Genomic DNA, 19823 nt, shown 5'->3' with positions numbered 1-19823 from the left:
TCTCATCCAAATAGCCGCTGAGGCGGGCGTTTTCGGGCATAAGTCACTTTGAAAACGCACCGCCTCACCTTTCAATCCTTATCTGAACACCGCCCTCGCGGGGGGACGTCCTGTTTTATCCCGGCTACCGGAATGAACAGGAGCTGTTGATCGCCTGTGGGCCGACGTGTTTCAAGAGCCCGGCCGGCGAGCTCGCCGGCAACCACGTTGCGACGATCGATGCCGATGCCGACACGCTCAAAGAACTCGAAGACCGCACGCTCCATGAGGGCAGCTTCGACGTGACGGTCGCCATCGAATAGAAGGCCCTTACCTATCCGGTCCGGGGTCGCTCCCGGCTGCTCATCCGCTGTGAGCTTCGACGGTCCCCTCGTGATCGCACACGTCACGAGATAGATAATGGATCCCGAGATGCATCCCAACTCGGTCAGCGGAGCCCGCAGCGGTCGGGAGGAAAAGTGTATCGGATCTCCTCACTCCTCGATACGTACTCGCGGATCGATGGCACCGTAGACGAGATCAACAATGAAGTTTGAAACGATAACGAACGCCGCCACAATGAAGAAGACGAACTGGACGACGGGATAGTCCCGTCCGAGGACGGATTCGACGAGCAAAAAGCCGATCCCCGGCCAGTTGAACACGGTCTCGATCAGCACGAGCCCGCCGAGCGCTCGGGCCATTGAGACCGGATACAGCGTAATAAGCGGAAGACTCGCGTGTTTGGCCGTGTGCCGAAACCGCTTGGCGGCGGGAAGCCCGGTCAGTCGGTGGTACTGCGTGTGCCCTTGATCCATCACTTCGATCACGCTCGTCCGCATTATCATCGACGGAATGTACAGGTAACGGAAGACGACGGCGGCAAACGGAAGGACGTAGTGGTGAGCGAAGTTGCCGGTGAGGTACGGGCGCCACCAGGCATCGTATTCACCGGATACGCCGGCCGATAACATTCCCGACGTCGGGAACAACCCGAGCCAGCCGGCGAAAACGATGATCAACACGATCGCGATGAAAAACGCAGGAAACGAGCCGGCGGCGATGATCGGAACGATCCCGAGCTTCTCGATGTTGCTCCCGCGACGACGGCCAACGAACGTCCCGAGCACTGCCCCGGCGACGTAGGTCAGCGTGATCGCGGGGGCGACGAGGATGAACGTATTGAAGATACGCATTTTAGTCAGCTCCCAGACATCAACCCGGTAGACTGCGGACTCACCCATATCGAGTTGCAAAAAGTTGACCAGATACGTCCAGTACTGGACGTAGAGCGGATCGTTAAGCCCCCATCGGTCACGGATTTCATCAAGCGCTTCGGGGCTCGCGCCCGATACGGCCATCTGTGCGGTGAAATCACCGGGCATCAGCCTGAATAACAAGAACAGTCCCGTCAACACCAGAAACAGGACGGCGATCGTCTGCACGGTCCGGGCGATAATATAGCGCTTCATCGATGCCATTGCCTACTCACCTCCTCGGGCTGACAATTCGTATTTAATAGTTGTTTCGCTCCGGTCAATGAACGTGGTATCATAGCAGTTGGATCTCTTTGTGTTCTGTTAGTCACTCTGTGCAGTTTCAGGCTGGTCGATTTGCATCTCAGTGACACCGTGGTCGTAATGGTGGCATGCAACGCGCCATCCGTCCTCGTCTTCGACGGTGCGGGGAGACGTTTCACAGACGCTTTCGAACCGCTTTCGGAGCCGCTCCGTGGCTACCTCCGGCTTCTCGTTCACGAACGCCAGCAGGGCCTCCTTGAGAACAGCGTTATTCTCACCGGTCAGTTCATGAGTGAAATAATCTTCCCTGATCGCGTCTGCCATCTTTCTGTCGTCCGAGAACGATCCGGAAAGCGTGTTCATCACCCGCTCAAAGGCGATTTCGTCCCGCTCAAGCAGTTCCCGAAACTCCATTATTTCCCGGTAGGCCTCCTGTTCGATCTCGATCGTATCCGGTGGAATGACCGACGGACAGCGGTCACGGAACCGGCATCCGTCACCGAGGTCGACGGGATCACGCGGAGCACCGGACATCCGCGTTCGTTCACGGTCGTGATTCGGGTCCGGGATCGGCACGGCCGAAACGAGCGCTTCCGTGTAGGGATGTTTCGGCTCGGCCAGGATCCGGTCGGTCGGTGCCGTTTCGACGATCCGACCGAGGTACATCACGTTCACCACATCGGAGATGTACGAGACCGTCGAGAGGTCGTGTGAGATGTAGATCATCGACACGCCGAAGTCCTCGATCAGATCCTTCATCTTCCGCAACACCGCCGCCTGCGTGGACACGTCGAGCATCGAGACAGGCTCATCGGCGAGGATGATATCGGGTTCGAGGATGAGCGCACGCGCGATCGAAACCCGCTGTTTTTCACCACCGCTCAGGTTTCGCGGTTTCCGACGGAGATACTTTTCAGGTGGGTTGAGTTCTACGTGTTCGAGGACGTTCCGGACGCGTTCTTTACGATCGCCGATCCCGTGTATCTTCAGCGGTTCCTGGAGCGTCTCTTCGATCGTCATTTTCGGATCCAACGAGTTGAACGGATCCTGAAAGACCACCTGTACGTTCCGTCGGTACCGTTTCCACTCGGCGCTGGTGAACTCCGAAACCGGTCGTCCCTTATAAATAATGTCGCCACCGGTCATCTCGTGGAGCCCGATGAGCGTCAAAAGCAGCGTCGTTTTCCCACACCCGCTCTCACCGATGACGGCGATGGACTCGTTCTCTTCGAGCGTCAGGGACACGTCGTCGACCGCCTGCACGTGGTTCGGCTCCCGGCGGAGCAACATATCTAGGAGACCGCTGTTCTGTTCGAAGTACTTTTTTAAGTTTCGTATCTCGAGAAGCGGTGGTTTATCAGACATTGTTAGTCATCCTCGTTCGTCATCGCAGCGATACCGTCTTGTGACTCGGTGGTTGGTCGCTCCGATTGGTACAGTTCGTAGGCCTCCTCCTTGCGGAAACAGCTCGCAACGTGGATCGGGTCGTCGTCCGCGACAGCTTCGAGTTCGGGAGCCGACTCACGGCACTCTTCGGTCGCCCACGGACACCGGTCGACGAAGCTACAGAATCCGATCTCCTCGCCGAGTTGTGGGGGATATCCCTCGATCACCTCCAGTTCACGGTCGGGTTCGCGGACATCCGGAAACGCCGCTTTGAACATGAACGCGTACGGGTGACGTGGGTTGTCGTAGACCGCATTTACCGTGCCGTACTCCGCGACCTGACTGGCGTGCATGATCGCGACGGTTTCACAGGATTCGAAGATGACGCTGATGTCGTGTGTGATCAGGAGCAGGCTCGTATCCAGCTTCGCTTTGATCTCGTCGAGATGTTTGAAGATCTGATCCTGCATGATCACGTCCAGCGCCGTCGTCGGCTCGTCGGCGATGATGAGGCTGGGCTCGAGGAACAGCGCCAGCGCGATGACCGCCCGCTGTTGCATTCCCCCGGAGAACTGGTGCGGATAGTCGTTGATCCGGCTCTCCTGGAGCCCGACGATGCTGAACATCTCTTTGAGCTTTTCACGGAGCTCGGCCTTCGAGAGGTCGGTGTGAACCGTCCCGATCTCGACGGCCTGCTCGCTGATCGTTTGGAGCGGATCCAAACTGTTCATCGCACTCTGTGGGATCCACGCGATCTCCTTCCACCGAAGCTCCTCGTTGAGCTGTTTTTCGGTGTAGTCTTGAATCTCCGTGCCGCGGTACCGGATCTTCCCCGATGTGATCTGCCCGTTGGAATCGAGCCCGCCGATTATCGACTTTGCCGTGGTGCTTTTCCCACAGCCGGACTCGCCGGCGAGCCCGAAGAACTCGCCTTCGTTGATCACGAACGAGGCGTCCGAGACCGCGGTTATCATCCCGCTTTCCGTTTCGTACTGGACGGTCAGATCGTCGACTTCGAGTAGTGGTTCAGTCATGGTCTCAGGCGGTCACCGTTTCGGCTTCGGCGCTGGCGCCGTCCTCGCTGATCAGGTCCTCGTATCCACGACCGAACATGAACGTGGACAACACGGTGATACCGATCAACAGTCCGGGCGTGATCGACCACCAGGGTGCCGACGCCATGTATCCCGAATCGAACGCGTTCCGGATCATCACGCCCCAGGACGGAACGAACGGGTCTGCGACGCCCAGGAACGTCAATCCCGCCTGAAGCACGATCGCGTACCCGACGCCCATGGCGAGGAAGAAGATCGCCATCGGGGCCACGTTGGGCAGGATGTGTTTGACGATGATCCGGGGCGTGCTCGCGCCGGTCGCCTTCGCGACCTTCACGAACGGATACTGCTTGACTTGCATCGTCTGTGCGCGTATCACCCTCGCCGCACCTCGCCACAGTATCAGCCCGATGACGACGATCGACGAGAGGAAGCCGACCCCCATGAACGTGATCAGGACGATCGCGAACGGGATCAGCGGGACCCCATAGACGAAGTCGGTGAACCGCATCAACACGGTTTCGGTCCTGCCGCCGACGTACCCGGCGGTGATCCCGATCGTCGTCCCGATCGTGAGGATCATTCCTCCACCGATCAGTCCGGTGAGCACGGTCGGTTGTGCCCCGACGAGGACCCGGCTTAACACGTCGTATCCGGCGTGCGTCGTCCCGAGGGGATGTGCAAGCGACGGCGGTTCCGCACGCATGATGTTCCCGTTGTCATCGTAATGCGTCGTGAGCACGTCGTACGGTGCGAGCATCGGTCCGAAAATCCCCAAAAAGACGATGAACATCAAGATCGTGAAATAAAACGCGGTCGTTCGATCGTTGAGCATTCGTAATAACGCGGCGAGAAAATTACGTACGATATGGTTGTCTCGAACGAGTTGATATGGGCGTAGCGACTGCAGGCTGTGTTTCGATGTCATGCTTGTCTTTTCAGCACGTGTCCGGATTACTCTCTATCATATATATACCTTTTCGAACCTGCAGAAATGATATCGACACTAAAGCCGAATAGAATTTCAATATCGACAATTATGGGCCCGTATCGAGTCGGCTCCGTGACATCGGTGTGTCCGTCCCGCGGTGTGCGTGACATCTGCGGTATTTTTTGTGTGTACGGGCAGTTATGACCCAACACGGTGCCCTCCGGAGGCTGTATCGGTGCCCTCCGAACGTCGCTTCCGTCGATCAGTCGGCGCTCGTCGATCCCGTTTCGACGTCCCGGACCAGGAGGACGAGCACTGAGGTCGCCGCCCCAAACGGACGCATCCGTGTCGCGACATTGTCCTCGTTGTGGACGAAATCGAACCTCATCGGCAGTATACGACAGAAAAGTGGGCGTTTCTGTAGAACGAATGGCTTTAGATGACTGGATCTAATCCTTCCTCGCAAAATTATAGACGTTCGGTAGATTGATATTCCTCAAAGACACTTCCAAAACTATGCCAGAACCTGGCGCAGAACGGAGCAGCGCAGTCAGTCGACGAACTCTCATGCACGCAGTGGGTGGAGCCGGTGCAGTCGGCCTCGCTGGCTGTCTCGGTGGTGGCGAAGATATGGACGGTGAACCCGTCGATTCGTTACAGATCGAGTACTGGGGCGATTACGGGGGCTTCACCACGATCCAAGAGCAGATGGCTGCGGTCATACAGCGCGACCTCGAGGCAGCCCTCGGCGTGGACGTCGACCTCGTCCCCGTCGACCTCTCGACGCAGACCTCCCAACAGTACAACGACGAGAACCGGGACTGTGACGTGAGCTTCTCGTGGTGGGTCGGAACGCCGGACCGATTGGATCCGAACGAGCTATACGACAACCTGCGCCTCGACTGGGCGGGGGCGAACGGCCAAACGGGGTATAACAACTGGGCGAACTGTGATTTCACCGAACTACAGGTGAACCAGGTGAACGCGGAAACTGAAGAGGAGCGCGAGGAGATGATGCTGGAGGCAATGCAGATCGTCGCCGAGGAGTGTGTCTGTATCGACATCTGTCCCGTCGCAAATGTCGGTGCTTGGCGGACCGACAAGGTCGACATCGGCGGTATCGGCGAGGCGGGCCTCGCTCGCTCGAACGCCGAGTGGGTGTTCAAATCCGACCTCATCGACCCCGACGAGGAGTTCCTCGTGATCGGGACCGACCCACAGGCGACGGAGACGCGGAACTTCCCGACGTTGTCGGCGTCGATGCCGGAAGCACAGTGGCAGCACATGATCCACTCGCCGGTCCACAAGTTCGACGAAAACTACGAACCCGTCGACCTTCTCGGCGAGGTCGACGTCGTGAGCAGCCAAGAGGTCGTCGTCGAACTGTTCGACGACGCGACGTTCACCAACGGGGAGCAGATCACCGCGGAGGACGTGAAGTTCACCTTCGAACAGATCGAGCGCGGCGCCGAGGCCGGCGCCTACCCCGGCGCTGCGGACGTCCCGTACGAGGCGATCACCGCCGTCGACGAACAGACCTGTATCTTTGAGTTCAGCGAACCGTACCTTCCGTTCGCCAACACGACGCTCATGCGGTGGGGGATCTGGAGCGAAGACGCCTTCGAGGAGGCTGGGGCGATCGACAGTCCCGGCGAGGCGTCGTTCGAGGTCCCGCTGGTGAGTTCCGGTCCGCTTGAGGTAACCGCGATCGAGCCCGGCGAGCGATTCATCTGTGAACCACACGACGGCCACCCTGTTTATGAGGTCGACCAACCGGTCGTGTTCGAGGCCTTCGCGGACGAGGAGTCGATGATGCAGGCGCTCGAGGCGGGCGAGTGTCACATCGCGCCGGAGATCTCGCCGCCGAACGCGACCCGTGCGGACGAAGAGATCGACGACGCGGACTCGGCGTTCGCGGAATCCCATACGACGTTCCTGCTCCAACCGGCCTCACACATCGCTCCCGGAAAGTTCACCGAGTTCCGACAGGCGATGGCCGCCGCGCTCAATCGACAGGAGATGATCGATATCGCCTACGACGGCCAGGTCGACCCCGAGCTCCATGGGATCTACATTTCGGAGGTTCATCCGATGCACCCACCCGGAGAGGAACTCTACCAGATGGCCGACGATCCGACCGGAAATCCGGAACAGGCCCGGGAGATCCTTGAGGATGCGGGCTGGGAGTGGGACAGCGATGGCAACCTGTACTACCCACCCGACGCCGACCTCGAACCGCTCTGGGAGCAAGGGGAGGTTCCATCGGCGGATGATTTCCCCTGTATCGACGAACTCGGACTCGACCCCTAACGGCCGACGACGCGCTCACTTTCTCATTTGCTGGTTGCCTTCGACGGATCGGCTGACGGATGGGAGCGAACGCCATCAGTTTAATACCGGTCCCCGGAGTATCGGAGCGTATGACGGCTCATCCCACCATCGACCGATTCATCGAGTACGGACTGTTCGAGCGGGCGGACGACGATCGACTCGGCGTCACCCAGTCGTTCATCGATGTCGTCAAAGGCCATCGTGACGGTCTCGATGCGGCCGAGGCCGACGACGTCGAAACAGCGGTCGCGACGGTAACGGCCGACGGGGAGACGGCGGTGCGGCTATGTGAACGCGTTTCGTACGATCCGGATGTCCTCTCGCGGGTCATCGCCGTCCGTGAGGTCGACCCGTCAGCGACGCTTGGCGAGGCGCTGTTGCTCGCCGTTATCACTGACCAGCTGGAAACGGGGTTTCCGCGGAACGAGGGGGCACCGGAGGGTTTCATCCCCGGTCTCCGGTGCGGGTTTGAAAACGCTTGTGTCGGGGTGTGAGCGCTGTCTCGTCTACGTCTGGCGTGAGGAGTGTGAGCCCTGTGAAGTGGTCTCGAAAGCGCTCGCCGGGATGGTCGGCGGCGATGACCCCCCGGCTGCTATCCCTCTCGCCGTCTATGGTCCCGACGACGCCACCGTTCTCTACCGGAGCTACGACGTCGTCGGTGCCCCGACAGTGTTTTCCACCGTGGACGGCCGTGTCGACACGACGATCACGGGTCCAGCGGACGAATCGAAACTGACGGCGGCGTTCGAGGCGTTCGGCGGGGCCTAACCCGACTCACTCAACGCGTACCGTCCCGGTCGTTCCATCATCCTCGGTCGGTATCGAGAAGTACTCGTACGAGCCACGCCTCTCGAAGGTGTTTGCGTAGGTTTCGTTCGTGGCGAGTCCACCGACGAAAGGATACGTGACGCGCGCGGTGAGCTCACGGCCGGAGCCACCGCTCGCGAAGTACGCACTCGGTTCGGGAACCCCCGAGTCGTAGGCGGTCACGGTTTGTGTCCGTGATCCCGTGTTCTTCCATTCGACGGTGTCCCCGACGGCGATTTCGATCGTCCCGGGTACAAACCCGTGGTCCTCATCGACGGTGACCCGGCTCGCTACCGTGTCGGTCCCTTCGGTGTCGGCTTCCACGTCGCCACCATCCCGCCGCGAGGTACAGCCGGCAGTCCCGACGCCGAGACAGCCACCGAGCACCCTTCGCCGTGAATAACGAGCGACCATCGCTTGAGACCACGTTCCCGGCGAAGTTAGCGATTACGCATACGGGGATGGGCGGCCCGGATCGCGTATCGGCCCGCCAACGAAGCCATTGAGGAGCATCGGTCGGGCCGGACCCGTCGAACCGTCGCTCCCGGATATCAACGGTCTCCACGCTGAGTCGGCACGCGATGTGCCGGTTCACGGGTGCCGACGCACGTTCCGGTTCGATGTGGCGTCCCCGTCATCCGCATGTGCCGGCGTCTACGATCGGCATGTGCCGATGTGGGAGTGGATTCAGCTGTCTGTGGCGATGTGGGAGCGGAATAATTAATGTGTGAACGTGTCTCGTGTGGATCGTGCAACTCGACATCGACAGAGATCGACTGATTGAAGCGATGGAAGCGCAAGCAGCGATCGGTGCGACCGATAACGGAGGACTCCACCGATTGGCGCTTTCGGATGCGGACAAGGACGTCCGAGACTGGTTCGTCAAGCAATTATCCGACCTCGGCGTGACCGTCCGTATCGACGAATTCGGCAACATCTTCGGCCGACGTGAGGGGACGGATCCGGCTGCAGCCCCCGTCTTGACCGGCTCGCATCTCGACTCGCAGCCGAACGGGGGAATATTCGACGGTCAACTCGGTGTCATCGGTGCCCTTGAACTGCTCCGGACGCTTGAGGACAGCAATATTGAAACACGCCGGCCGATCGAGATCGTCAACTGGACCAACGAGGAGGGGTCACGATTTCAGCCCGGTCTTCAGGGGAGCGGCGTGTGGTCCGGGGAGTTCGACCTCGAAGCGGAGTACGAGCGAACCGACAGGGAGGGAACACGACTGGTCGACGAACTCGAACGGATCGGCTATCGTGGTGACGTGCCGGCCGAGCCGCGCGAGGAGTACGATTCGTATTTCGAACTCCATATCGAACAGGGACCGTACCTCGAGGCAAAAGGGAAGGAGGTGGGTGTCGTCACGGGGATCGTCGGACTCTCGTGGGGTGAGGTCACGTTCTACGGCAGTGCCGACCATGCAGGGGGGACACCCATGCACCTCCGGAACGATGCGCTCGTCCCGGCGGCGGAGCTGATCGTACACATCAGGCGACTCCCGTCGACGCTCGGGGAACGGACGGTTGGAACCGTGGGATCGATGGACATCCAACCGGATTCGATCAACATTATCCCGGAGACCGTCTCTGTCACCTGGGACGTCCGTGATCCGTCCGACGCGGTCATCGAACGCGCCATCGAACAGATCGAAGCCGACGCCAAGGCGGCCGCGACCAGGGAAGGCATCGACTGGGAGGTCGACGAAACCGTCCACACCTCGAGCGTTCGATTCGACAAGCGGTGTGTCGATGCGGTTCAAGGGGCCGCCGAGACGCTCGGATACGACAGCATGCAGCTGTTAAGCGGCGGGGCACACGACGCCTCGCATCTGGCACCGATCTGTGACACGGCGATGGTCTTCGCGGTCAGCGAGGATGGCAAAAGCCACACGCCGGCGGAGCACACGAGTTGGGACGACTGCTATCGGGCGGCGAACACGCTCGCGAACGCGGTCGTTTCGACCGCAGAGCCCGTCAACGACTAGTCGACGTCACGACCGGTCGGCGTCACGCACGGCCGACATCGCGAGCCCACATCGGGCCTGCCTTCCAACCCGTCGATAGACCCGGGACTACGTTGATAGGGTGTCGGCGAGCCCGTGGCTCCACCGGATCACGTCCTCGTCCGCACCGAACCGACCGGCGCACTGGACGCCGAGCGGCAGATCGTCCGCCGTCTTCCCCGCCGGGACGGTGATCGTCGGCAGGCCGGTGTGTGTCCACGGTAAGTTCATTACGGGATCGCCGGTCGTCTCGATCCCCTCGGGTGCCGGTCCGGGCGCTGCGGGGGCGATCCAGAGGTCCACATCGTGCTGATCCATCAGCTCCAAGAACCCGGCACGAAGTTCGTGTCGGCTCCGTCTGGCCTCACTAACGGTATCGATGGTCACCGCCTTCCCCGTCTCGATCAGGCCGCCGGTCTCCTCGGCGTAGCGGTCGCCATACTCGCGGTACCACTCGTCGTGCGCGAGGGCTGCATCGGCCGCAACCAACCGCTTGTGTCGCTCGTTGATCGCCTCGATGTCCGTGAGCGTGCTCAGCCGGACGAGTTCGTATCCGCCCTTTCCGAGCCGCTCCAACTGTGACTCGAACGCATCGAGGGCGACAGGGGAAGCTTGCTCGAGGTATGGCCCATCAGGAACGGCAAGCGTCGGTCGTCCGGTCGGTGCCGGGAGCTGCCGCCACCCGTCACAGAGTATCGAAGCCAGCAACGACGCCCCTGCGGTGTCCTGCGTGAAAAAGCCCACGTGATCGACCGACGTGGAGAGCGGGATAACCCCATCGGTGGGGATGCGCCCGAAGGATGGTTTGAATCCGACGATACCACAGAAGGCTGCTGGCCGAATCACGGACCCGATCGTTTGTGTACCGAGTGCAGCGGGACAGATACCCGAAGCGACCGCCGCGGCGGAGCCACTACTCGACCCGCCGGGGGTTCTGTCGAGGTCGTGTGGGTTCCGAGTCGGTCCCGGGTCGAAGTGGGCGAACTCCGTCGTCACGGTCTTTCCGAACACGAGCGCGCCCGCATCACGAAGCAAACGCACCACCGTCGCTTCAGGCCCGGCAAGCACATCGGGTGGGAGTGTCGACCCGGCCTGCGTCGGTAGTCCATCGACGTGGATGATGTCCTTGATCCCGATGGGGACCCCGTACAACGAGGGTCGATCGGCGGGGTCACGATAGGTCCCGGCGAGGACGGCGGCGTCCTCGTCGAGTCGATTCCAGCGATCCTCTTCGGGCACGAGCGCCGATACCTCGGGTTCGACGGTGTCGGTCCGCGCTTTGAGTTTCCCGAGATACGTCGAGACATCTATCTGACCGGCTCTGAGCGCGTCCGCCGTCGTCGCAAGCGGTTCGGGATGTAACATCTCTTCGAGTAGATTCGGTCGGGGCGTCTTATATCTCGCCAATTCACACCGATCGTTGCCCGGTTTGGGTGTGAAATGGACGTTCGGCCAAAAGTCGCGTATATATAAAGAAGTGAAAACAATCTTACTCGGGTGAAATGATTATACATGGGTAAATTTTGAACGTATGGTCGGTATCATCTGTTGATCGCCCACCGATGATTTTATTTTTGCCTCAAAGGTTGAAAATAGCTACCTTTTAAACGGGCTCGATAGGTTGGATCGGAGACACCATTTTACCATTACAATTGTATAAGTGTAAAACACACTGTCGACGCGCTCGTTCACCGTCATGGAGTAATTTGACGATCATGAAATTGTCCTACACGCTTCGAGCCGATCGTTGCCTCGTTTCCGTGTGGCTCCCTCCGCCCCGAGCGGGTCGGCTCCTCGCTTGTACCTGCATATTGCCGGCGAGGGTTGAAACCACGTCGCGTCGACATTCGGTGAGCGATCGATGGTCGGCGATGCTCGAATCTGTGTCTAGCCCGCATCGGAACGGATGGCCTCGGATCAGGTTAAAGCTTCGAGGCCGGTGGAACGGCGGGGTATCATCCGTCCTATGGACAACGAATTTGAAGTGACCGACGATCGCCTTTTTATAAATACTCCTTCGGCACCGACGCGCCGATGGTATAGTTCGGATCGACCATGTTTCCGAGTCGAACGGAGCCCACTTGGCTGAGGAACATGTACGCGTCGTACGTCTCGAATCCGTAGTCGTCGACCATCCACTTGATAAGTTCAGCGTACGCGATCCGTGCGGCGTCCTCCAACGGACGGATGCTGCCGACGGTCATAACGTACTCGTCGCTTTCGACCCGGGGCCACTCGATCTCCTTGTCTTTGATCACGTCGACCGTGATCGTGGTGATCGTTGGGATCTCAACGGCGACGCCACAGAGCTCACCGTCACCTTGTGCTGCGTGACAGTCACCGAGATAGAGTAACGCCCCCTCCGTATTCACCGGGAGGTAGAGGGTGTTACCGGGTCTCACGTCTGGGAGGTCCATGTTGCCACCGTGTTTGAACGGCGTGAGCGAGCTCACGGAGTCAAGTTCGGGGGCGGTCGCGATCGTCCCGATAAAGGGCTCGTACGGGATCGTGATTTCCTCGCGCCATTCGACGCCATCGGTCGTCACCTCGCTCATATTCACCCGCTCCGGGAGATGATCATGCAGCATCGCCGTTCGATCGGTCGCGGTTAACCCGCCGAAGTACGGGACGAGGCATGTCTTTCCACGGGGTTGGGGGCCCCGTGGTTCGATCGATTCGATCGTGACTTGAAGCGTATCTCCCTTCTCGGCGCCCTCCACGTGAATCGGTCCGGACTGTGGATTGAGGCCCGCACCTGCCAGCGCCTCGCTCGGTATGTCATCTTCGCTTGAAATCCGTCCACCGAACGCGTCGACGGTTTCGACCGAAATCGTCTCGCCGGGTTCGACTTCGATCGCTGGTTCGGCGTACGGTCCGATCGTGTAATGGAACTCCGATTGCTGCTCAAGTGTTAATTTTCTCTCCGACATACACTCTTGGTTCACACAGCTACTACTTGAACGTTGGCGCAGCCACATCCCTTTTGGCGGTTGATCCGAACGCATGATCGGGAAAATCCGATAAAACCCGACATCAGTAGAGGCTCGCTCGGATACCCATCCCGTCAGGAACCGATCGATGAACCGGAACGTACCGACACGGGCGTATTGGCAGATATTGCTTGTGACGGAATATAATAATTCACGGATGATGTTGCAACCAACAATGACGACCAGTGATGCATTGTCAGCCACAGCCGACCTGTTGTCCCTGTTTGAGGATAACGGGAGCGATATCGGGGCGGTCTCGATGGCCGAAACCGATGATATCGTAGGGACTGTCGAGGTCAACGTTCCAGTCTTCGATGCGTCCAGAGTGCCGAATGATGCCGTTTTCGACGTTGTAGCTGCTGGTATCGAGGGCGGTACGGTCGAACTCTCGCTCGAGTTCACCCTCGGATCGAACGGCCGGTGTGATGCCGGTGTAACCGGAACGGACGGCAGCGACCGAGCCCATACGACGACCGACCCGAACTCGACACCCATCGGATCTCGGCCGTCGTACAAAAATCCACGCGAACTCAAGAAGGTCTATGAGGAATTCGATACGTTCCCCGAGATGACAGAGGCGCTTGGGGTCGAGGTGACACCCGAAACGGTTCGCCGCTACATGGTCAAATACGATATCCACGACCCCACCACCGCGGGGCGTATGAACGGCCAGATGCGGAGTGAATCGAGGTCATCGACGGAGGCAGCTGCCGGTGCGCCCGATGTCGAAGCTGTCGAACAGGCCTCGGTCGCGGACGCTGGGGAAACCGAAACCGACGTTTCGGACGGCGCTGAAGGCGACGAGTCGTCCCTCGAAACACCCGACACGTCCTCGCTCGAGGAACGGCCCGTCGTCGAGCTCCTCGAACAGGGGGCGGCCGATGGAGCGTCGTCGATCGTAACCGACGGCAGCGGGATCCCCGGCTCGCTGACCGTCGGGGAGCTTGCGGACGTGCTGGAATCCTCGCGCACGATCTCGGAGGTACAGCGCTCGCTCGGCCTCGAATATCAACAGACTCGGCACATGTTACGTACCCTCGGACTCGTCGAGTTCGTCACCGGGCGGTTGACGGCCCCCGACTCGACGGTACCGCCGAAACTCGTCGCCGAGCGGCTCTCGGAATTTTTCGCTGGGAAGTAGGGCCCGTGATCGCTCGTCCGTACGAACGGGTAACCCGATGTCCGGGCACCCAACTCGGTATCACTTTCCGGGAGACATTCCTGGTATGAAAGATAATTTGAACGAACACTTGACTTTCTATTCAGATAATTGATTATTCGTATGAATCCCATGTTCCGGTGCTCGCTCCTGCACATGGGGTTGTCCGTCCAACCGCGATGAGGCGTGGCTATGTGTGCTCTGTCTAGCCGGCGGGATGCCCACCTCCCGTTCGGAGCAACCAACGGGAGTGGCTCGCGTTCGCGCCGATCCGAAGCGATCCGAAGCCGGTTGCGTCGATCTATTTCCCCGTGTTTGACGAGGAGACACGGCCGGGATCGCCGATGAGTGGTGTAGACCCCGTCTTATCAATCGTAACGGATCCAAGCCGGATCGGGTCCCGATAACGAAGGAGCCTTCTGTACACAGCCCCTTCTCGATCATGTTTCTCTTAGTAAATATAAAAACAAAATACATAAATCTGTAGTGGTACGTTTGCCAGGACACGGGTGGTCTCGAATCGACTGCGATACCTTGATGTCGATCTCGTCGGCGTCCTGAACGTCGTGGATCCTCTAGTGAAACATCGCGTTTTCGCTCCTTACGATCACGCACACAACGCACGCATCAAAGACGAACTCTCCAACCAGCGGTCAATGATCGAGATGGTCAACTCCGCCGTCAAGCGCTCGTACGACTCCCCCGTCCGAGCGCGTGAATGGTACCGATAGAGCCGAAGGTCCTGTTTTTCAAGATCGTGGAATGTACCTTCAGTGGGAGTTCCCCTTATTGGGTGCCTCTACCCGTGCGACAAATTCTGCGGGAGGGGTACATCTTTACGACTCCAAGATACCCAGCGGCAATCCGATGTCCACAACAGAACCGACTTGCGGATGCCAGTTGCAGCAAGGAAGATAATAAAAGTTAGTAGGAACTATTAACTGATCTCAAACCTGCTCGCGTCGGATCCTCGCCACGTCGCCTGCGAGACGAGTCCGTCGACCGTCGTGAATCAGGAGGATGTTCTCTACGGGTAGCATATATCGATCATCCCCGATCTCGAAGCTTTTCTTTACAGCCAGGCAGTTGCACCCGATAGCCATTGCCCGCTCTTCCGACGGACGCGGCCTCACCACGATGAATGCTACCCGAGTCCGAGGCTGCCGTTACTATCAGTTCTGCCCGGTCTTCGATCGGCACTCGATCGGCATCCACCACAAGGTGCAGACCGCCGAATCCATAGACATAGACACTCGCCAAGCGCGTAGCGTCCCCCTTGGCATCCTCTTGCACCAATCCTGCTGCTCTGGCTCTCGAACCATCTCTTCAGCGTTGTCTAGATATCGGGCTGCAACCGTGTATCCGAAGGCCCGAACAAGTACTTCACCCATTCCCCGACGTCCGCCGTGTGGAGCAAGGTAATCGTGTTTCGGGTGGTCGATGTCAATCTCCGCAGCCTCTGCGTTTCCTTCGGCCTGCTCATCGCGCTCCTGGGCGTGGCCGCCACGATGCTTGTGCCGAACCGGCTGCTCGGGATGGAGTACTGATCGTTAGCGCGGGCGTACTCAACAACTATAATATAAGAGATCCAATATAATCGGATAACGTAATAATTTTCACTGATTCTGGACTAAGAATAGTCCGCAGTATCAGATATCGAATCCGGTCCACGGTAGCCATCGACCAGACGGTCGAACGAATTAATTCGAGAAGGAGTAGATTTAACAGATTCATCCTCTACACTACTCGTATGTCGAAGAATCAACTGTCGAACGCTGCCGCTCACGTTACCGTCCGAAACATCGGTGGTATCGACGACGCGGAAGTGACCATTCCCCAAGGCGTTTCTATCCTCGAGGGACGCAACGCGACGAACCGAACGTCATTCCTGCAGGCGTTGATGGCGGGAGTTGGCAGTGAGCGAAGTTCGCTGAAAGGGGATGCCGAGGAGGGATCGGTAACGCTTGAACTCGGCGACGAAACATACACGCGAACGCTCACGCGTCGGAACGGGGCGGTCGAGTTCGGCGGAGATCCGTATCTCGATCAATCCACACTCGCCGACCTGTTCGCCTTTCTGCTCGAAAACAACGAGGCTCGTCGGGCCGTGGCTCGGGGCGATGACCTGCGCGAGATCATCATGCGACCCATCGACACGGACCGCATCGAGGCCGACATAGAGTCGTGTCGTCGAAAGCGCGATCGGCTGGAGACGGAAATCGAACAGCTAGAGAAACTCGAAAGCGAATTACCGAAATTGGAGGCTGATCGACGGGAAAAACGCGAGGAACTCGAGACGGCACGTGCGGAACTGGATGCGGTACAGAAGCAACTCGACGAGCTCGACACCGGCGTCGACGAGAGTCGGACGCGAAAACAGGAGCTCGAGGACGCATTCGAGCGAGTTCGCAAGGCACGCTCGGAGCTGGAATCGCTCGAGTTCGACCTCGAAACCGAACGGTCGACGCGCACACAGCTCGAAGCCGAACGGGAGGAGGTACAAACAACCCTCGCGGAAATCGATGATCCGGGGGAGAACCCGGATCGTCTCGCGGGAAAACTCGACGAGCTCCGCCGACACAAACGCTCGCTGGACGACACGGTCAACCAACTCGGAAGCGTGATCGATTTTAACGACCAACTGCTCGAAGGGGACGGTCTCGACATCAGCGACGCCGTCGGCTCATCGGGGGAAACGCGTGACCCCACGGCATCGCTGACTGCGGGACAGGAGACGATCTGCTGGACGTGTGGCGCGGACGCCGAAATCGAGCAGATCGAGTCCACCCTCGACCGATTGCGGGAACTCAGATCCACCAAGCTCGACGAGCGGAACGATATCCGCACGGAGATCGACGATCTCACCGACCGACAGGCCGAGCTAAAACAGAAGCGGCGGGAACGCGAGCGGGCCGAACGCCGAATTTCGGAGATCAACGCGGAACTCGAGACCACGGACGAACGGCTCGATGCGCTTGAGAGCCGGATCGAAGAGAAACAAGCGGAGATTGCAGAACTCGAGGCGGAGGCGGAATCGATCGACGTGGAGGGCCACGATGAGGCGCTTGAGCTCCATCGTGAAGCGAACGGTATCGAACTCCGAATCGATCGACTCGAGGACGACCTCGAAGAGATCGACTCGGCGATCGACGAACGTGAGGCGGCCATCGAGGAGCGTGAGGCCCTTAGGGAAGAGCGCGAGGAGCTTTCGGAGCGGTTGACTGATCTCCGGACGCGCGTCGACCGGATCGAGGCGGACGCCGTCAACTCGTTCAACAGTCACATGGAGACGGTGCTCGACATCCTCGAATACGAGAACCTCGAGCGCATCTGGATCGAGCGACGCGAGACCGAGGTCCGCGAGGGACGGCGCACGGTTACCCGCACCCGCTTCGAGTTACATATCGTCCGCACGGCCGCCGATGGAACCGCCTATGAGGATACGATCGACCACCTCTCCGAGAGCGAACGGGAGGTGACCGGGCTCGTATTCGCGCTCGCTGGCTATCTCGTCCACGACGTCCACGAAGCGGTTCCGTTCATCATCCTCGACTCCTTGGAGGCGATCGATTCCGACCGCATCGCCCGTGTCGTTGATTATTTCGGCGATCATGCTGATTTCCTCGTCGCTGCTCTCCTCCCCGAGGACGCAGCCGCCCTCCCCGAGACGTACAGCTACATCGAAAGTATCGACTGACCGGCAACGTCGCGAGCGGAGACATCGCATCCCGACGTGTGCTATTACACCGTTAACTTTGTAACGGCAGGGGAGAAACGACGGGTTATGTCGAACCGCTCAAGCGGCAGACGAACCAAGGTCGCCCGGCTCATCGAGGAGTACGATCTTGCGGGGATGGGAGCACAACTGGAGGAGGCATGGACCGGCACGGCCGGCGAACGAACGAGTCTTCGGGACCTCGCGGATGAATTCAACCAGGCGGTGCTTGAGGCGGCCCTTCGGGACGCTGACGTCTCTGGGCTCTCCGTCGATGTGGTCGGGACATACGAGGCACTGAACGGTGGCTCTGGGGCCGAGCGAACCCGTGCTGAGCGGCGTCTCGAGCGCGAGGGGGTCGATCCGGACGCCCTCAGCAAAGACTTCGTGACACATCAAGCGGTCCATACGTACCTCACGAAGGACCGTGGCGCGAGCTTACCAGAGGACGAAACCGATCCTGTCGACCGGAAGATCAATACGATCGAGAAGCTTCAAGGGCGGACCGTCGCAGTAACCGAATCCGCGCTCTCCTCGCTGACGTCGGCGGGCGCACTCGACAATAAGGAGTACGATGTCCTCATCGACATTCGTGCGGTCTGTCCGGCGTGTGGGTCCTCCTATCCAGTTCGTGAACTCTTACGCAGTGGTGGTTGCGACTGTTCTTGATTATATGACAATGTCCAATTACATATTGTTTATTATAATATGCTTTACCTTTTTATCTAGTTACGTGTTGGAACCGTTTCGCTCACGAGGCGGCCACATCTGGCCATAGACGATCGGTTAGACCCACATCGTCTGTAAACGGAGTCGTCGGATTAGTCTCCTTGAGCATTTCTTATCCAGAATACCGGCTCATCTTTCACCGACTTGGAACTCGAGACGCGCTGTTACGTCTCGAAGTAGTAGCGTGTGATAGTCTAACGAACAGGTCGTTCCGTTCAAATGGAATATCATGACGTTGAATACTACCGCGAAGTGGTGGACGGTGGTGATACAGCCCGTCGGCCACCCCGCACAGCAACGCACTCAGGTCGCCGACATGGCGCGCACATGACGTTAGTCGTCCTCGAGTTCCATCCCCTCCTGATTCTCTGTCTTCCACTTATCAATGTCTTTGATCGCGTGCTCTGGCGGGACGTCGATCGCTGGGTTTTCATCGAAGAAGTGGGCAGGCTCGAGTTTGAACGAGACCATCTTGGCGGGAAGTATCGGCCAGTCTTCGGGTACACTCACGTGCGTTTGGCACATATTATACCAGACGACGAGATCCTCGTTGACGATCGAGCGATCCGCATCCGTCCAGGCTGGCAGCCCCACGCCACCGGGATGTTGGTTCGGATAGTCGCCGGCCGGATAGCGCTCCCCGTCGTCGTACTGGCTCACCCAGAGGTGTTTCGTCGCAAACCCGGCTCGTTTGGCATTCGAAGAGCCTGGCTGCATCGGAAACGCGGTGTTCGTTCCCGCCTTTGGCATGAGCCGATAGCCGACGGGCTCGCCGGTCGCGTCGTTCGTCACGTCCTCGTTAACGACCTCCCAGTATCGGCCAGCGTGGGTGTCGGTCATGCGCTGTGCATCGGATTCGCGTTCGAACCGCGTCCGCTCAACGTAGGCGGCGTTGCCGTGGGGATTCAAGTTTTGATCAGTCACCTCGGCGTGAGGGGTTGGATTGTATCCATCAGGGCCGTACGGGACGTCGTTGAGATTGACCTCGCGGACCGTGTTCGTCTCGCCGTCGATGGTGAAATCCAGCCGGCAATTAAACACGTGTTGGTGGAGCATCGATTTGTGTCCGGGGCCGATCGTCTCCGAGTAGCCGGTCTCGCGGTCATCTCCGGATAACAGTCCGGTCGCGTTACAGCCGGTGAGTCTCACTTCGCTCTCGATCGAGCCGTCCTGGTAGAAGTACCAGTAGAACGCGAAGTCGTAGTTTCCGAT

The 19823-nt window shown here is 59.2% G+C and carries 17 protein-coding genes and 3 pseudogenes; 10 read left to right on the top strand and 10 right to left on the bottom strand.

From position 1 onward, the window contains the following. Positions 1–92 precede the first annotated feature (92 nt). A pseudogene (locus tag CHB65_RS15660) lies at positions 93–302 on the top strand (DUF3830 family protein); the annotation flags it as partial. A gap of 171 nt (positions 303–473) precedes the next feature. Here CHB65_RS15660 and CHB65_RS15655 read toward each other — a convergent pair. The 5 genes from CHB65_RS15655 to CHB65_RS17940 all read right to left on the bottom strand — a co-directional run bounded on the left by CHB65_RS15655 (position 474) and on the right by CHB65_RS17940 (position 5259). Continuing rightward, positions 474–1460 (bottom strand): ABC transporter permease, encoded by a 987-nt coding sequence (locus tag CHB65_RS15655; RefSeq protein WP_089385960.1) that lies wholly within the window; start codon positions 1458–1460, stop codon positions 474–476. A 99-nt stretch (positions 1461–1559) separates the two neighbouring features. After that, on the bottom strand, positions 1560–2864 hold the full coding sequence (locus CHB65_RS15650) for an oligopeptide/dipeptide ABC transporter ATP-binding protein (protein WP_089385959.1): 1305 nt from the start codon (positions 2862–2864) through the stop codon (positions 1560–1562). 2 nt (positions 2865–2866) lie between these two features. After that, positions 2867–3919 carry an ABC transporter ATP-binding protein gene (locus tag CHB65_RS15645; RefSeq protein WP_089385958.1) on the bottom strand — a complete coding sequence of 351 codons (1053 nt, stop codon included), beginning with the start codon at positions 3917–3919 and terminating at the stop codon, positions 2867–2869. Positions 3920–3923: 4 nt separating this feature from the next. After that, on the bottom strand, positions 3924–4775 hold the full coding sequence (locus tag CHB65_RS15640) for an ABC transporter permease (protein WP_179213691.1): 852 nt from the start codon (positions 4773–4775) through the stop codon (positions 3924–3926). A 358-nt stretch (positions 4776–5133) separates the two neighbouring features. Further along, positions 5134–5259 (bottom strand): hypothetical protein, encoded by a 126-nt coding sequence (locus CHB65_RS17940; RefSeq protein ID WP_281251576.1) that lies wholly within the window; start codon positions 5257–5259, stop codon positions 5134–5136. A 179-nt stretch (positions 5260–5438) separates the two neighbouring features. Between CHB65_RS17940 and CHB65_RS15635 the strand changes: the two genes are divergently transcribed. The 3 genes from CHB65_RS15635 to CHB65_RS15625 all read left to right on the top strand — a co-directional run bounded on the left by CHB65_RS15635 (position 5439) and on the right by CHB65_RS15625 (position 7970). Next, positions 5439–7181: an ABC transporter substrate-binding protein gene (locus tag CHB65_RS15635; RefSeq protein WP_179213690.1), complete on the top strand. Its 1743-nt coding sequence runs from the start codon at positions 5439–5441 to the stop codon at positions 7179–7181. A gap of 110 nt (positions 7182–7291) precedes the next feature. Then, positions 7292–7696 carry a hypothetical protein gene (locus CHB65_RS15630; protein ID WP_089385955.1) on the top strand — a complete coding sequence of 135 codons (405 nt, stop codon included), beginning with the start codon at positions 7292–7294 and terminating at the stop codon, positions 7694–7696. Next, on the top strand, positions 7671–7970 hold the full coding sequence (locus CHB65_RS15625) for a hypothetical protein (protein WP_143420463.1): 300 nt from the start codon (positions 7671–7673) through the stop codon (positions 7968–7970). Before CHB65_RS15630 ends, CHB65_RS15625 begins: the two co-directional genes overlap by 26 nt. Before the next feature lie 6 nt (positions 7971–7976). Here CHB65_RS15625 and CHB65_RS15620 read toward each other — a convergent pair whose 3' ends face one another. Continuing rightward, positions 7977–8423, bottom strand: coding sequence for a cupredoxin domain-containing protein (locus CHB65_RS15620; protein ID WP_143420462.1), 447 nt, complete (start codon positions 8421–8423; stop codon positions 7977–7979). Positions 8424–8758: 335 nt separating this feature from the next. Here CHB65_RS15620 and CHB65_RS15615 point away from each other — a divergent pair, with 335 nt between their 5' ends. Beyond that, positions 8759–10000 carry a M20 family metallo-hydrolase gene (locus CHB65_RS15615; protein WP_089385952.1) on the top strand — a complete coding sequence of 414 codons (1242 nt, stop codon included), beginning with the start codon at positions 8759–8761 and terminating at the stop codon, positions 9998–10000. A gap of 87 nt (positions 10001–10087) precedes the next feature. Here the strand turns inward: CHB65_RS15615 and CHB65_RS15610 are convergent, their stop codons facing one another. Next, entirely contained in the window at positions 10088–11383 is a 1296-nt protein-coding gene (locus tag CHB65_RS15610; RefSeq protein ID WP_089385951.1) for an amidase, read from the bottom strand. A gap of 638 nt (positions 11384–12021) precedes the next feature. Next, positions 12022–12948, bottom strand: a complete 927-nt coding sequence (locus tag CHB65_RS15605; protein ID WP_218818974.1) for an acetamidase/formamidase family protein — start codon at positions 12946–12948, stop codon at positions 12022–12024. Between the two features lie 235 nt (positions 12949–13183). Here CHB65_RS15605 and CHB65_RS15600 point away from each other — a divergent pair, with 235 nt between their 5' ends. Together CHB65_RS15600 and CHB65_RS15595 are read left to right on the top strand one after the other, a co-directional pair. Continuing rightward, complete coding sequence (locus CHB65_RS15600; protein WP_143420461.1) at positions 13184–14149, top strand: hypothetical protein; 966 nt, start codon at positions 13184–13186, stop codon at positions 14147–14149. 584 nt (positions 14150–14733) lie between these two features. Continuing rightward, positions 14734–14898: pseudogene (locus tag CHB65_RS15595) on the top strand (IS5 family transposase); the annotation flags it as partial. Between the two features lie 579 nt (positions 14899–15477). Here the strand turns inward: CHB65_RS15595 and CHB65_RS17825 are convergent. Then, positions 15478–15630: pseudogene (locus CHB65_RS17825) on the bottom strand (site-specific integrase); the annotation flags it as partial. Between CHB65_RS17825 and CHB65_RS17550 the strand changes: the two are divergent. From CHB65_RS17550 to rdfA, 3 genes are all read left to right on the top strand, one after another. After that, entirely contained in the window at positions 15574–15714 is a 141-nt protein-coding gene (locus CHB65_RS17550; protein WP_179213689.1) for a hypothetical protein, read from the top strand. The pseudogene CHB65_RS17825 and the gene CHB65_RS17550 sit on opposite strands and share 57 nt — an antisense overlap. A 203-nt stretch (positions 15715–15917) precedes the next feature. Then, positions 15918–17864 carry an archaea-specific SMC-related protein gene (locus CHB65_RS15585; protein WP_089385948.1) on the top strand — a complete coding sequence of 649 codons (1947 nt, stop codon included), beginning with the start codon at positions 15918–15920 and terminating at the stop codon, positions 17862–17864. Between the two features lie 87 nt (positions 17865–17951). Beyond that, positions 17952–18551 (top strand): rod-determining factor RdfA, encoded by a 600-nt coding sequence (gene rdfA, locus CHB65_RS15580; protein ID WP_089385947.1) that lies wholly within the window; start codon positions 17952–17954, stop codon positions 18549–18551. Positions 18552–18944: 393 nt separating this feature from the next. Here rdfA and CHB65_RS15575 read toward each other — a convergent pair. After that, positions 18945–19823 (bottom strand): copper amine oxidase (locus tag CHB65_RS15575; protein WP_218818973.1); only part of this gene is annotated, 879 nt, incomplete at its 5' end.

The organism is Halorubrum vacuolatum, from assembly GCF_900188065.1.
In the GTDB taxonomy this organism is placed as follows: Archaea; Halobacteriota; Halobacteria; order Halobacteriales; family Haloferacaceae; genus Halorubrum; species Halorubrum vacuolatum.
Note: the sequence above shows the minus strand (reverse complement) of the source record. Positions and strands in the feature narration are given on the sequence as shown.

What these genes read in the sequence shown, in the direction of transcription:
- CHB65_RS15640 (WP_179213691.1), bottom strand. Translation starts at nt 4,775, where the DNA reads ATGCTCAACGATCGAACGACCGCGTTTTATTTCACGATCTTGATGTTC.
- CHB65_RS15630 (WP_089385955.1), top strand. Translation starts at nt 7,292, where the DNA reads ATGACGGCTCATCCCACCATCGACCGATTCATCGAGTACGGACTGTTC.
- CHB65_RS15600 (WP_143420461.1), top strand. Translation starts at nt 13,184, where the DNA reads ATGACGACCAGTGATGCATTGTCAGCCACAGCCGACCTGTTGTCCCTG.
- CHB65_RS15610 (WP_089385951.1), bottom strand. Translation starts at nt 11,383, where the DNA reads ATGTTACATCCCGAACCGCTTGCGACGACGGCGGACGCGCTCAGAGCC.
- CHB65_RS15605 (WP_218818974.1), bottom strand. Translation starts at nt 12,948, where the DNA reads ATGTCGGAGAGAAAATTAACACTTGAGCAGCAATCGGAGTTCCATTAC.
- rdfA (WP_089385947.1), top strand. Translation starts at nt 17,952, where the DNA reads ATGTCGAACCGCTCAAGCGGCAGACGAACCAAGGTCGCCCGGCTCATC.
- CHB65_RS17940 (WP_281251576.1), bottom strand. Translation starts at nt 5,259, where the DNA reads ATGAGGTTCGATTTCGTCCACAACGAGGACAATGTCGCGACACGGATG.
- CHB65_RS15635 (WP_179213690.1), top strand. Translation starts at nt 5,439, where the DNA reads ATGCACGCAGTGGGTGGAGCCGGTGCAGTCGGCCTCGCTGGCTGTCTC.
- CHB65_RS15650 (WP_089385959.1), bottom strand. Translation starts at nt 2,864, where the DNA reads ATGTCTGATAAACCACCGCTTCTCGAGATACGAAACTTAAAAAAGTAC.
- CHB65_RS15620 (WP_143420462.1), bottom strand. Translation starts at nt 8,423, where the DNA reads ATGGTCGCTCGTTATTCACGGCGAAGGGTGCTCGGTGGCTGTCTCGGC.
- CHB65_RS15655 (WP_089385960.1), bottom strand. Translation starts at nt 1,460, where the DNA reads ATGGCATCGATGAAGCGCTATATTATCGCCCGGACCGTGCAGACGATC.
- CHB65_RS15645 (WP_089385958.1), bottom strand. Translation starts at nt 3,919, where the DNA reads ATGACTGAACCACTACTCGAAGTCGACGATCTGACCGTCCAGTACGAA.
- CHB65_RS15585 (WP_089385948.1), top strand. Translation starts at nt 15,918, where the DNA reads ATGTCGAAGAATCAACTGTCGAACGCTGCCGCTCACGTTACCGTCCGA.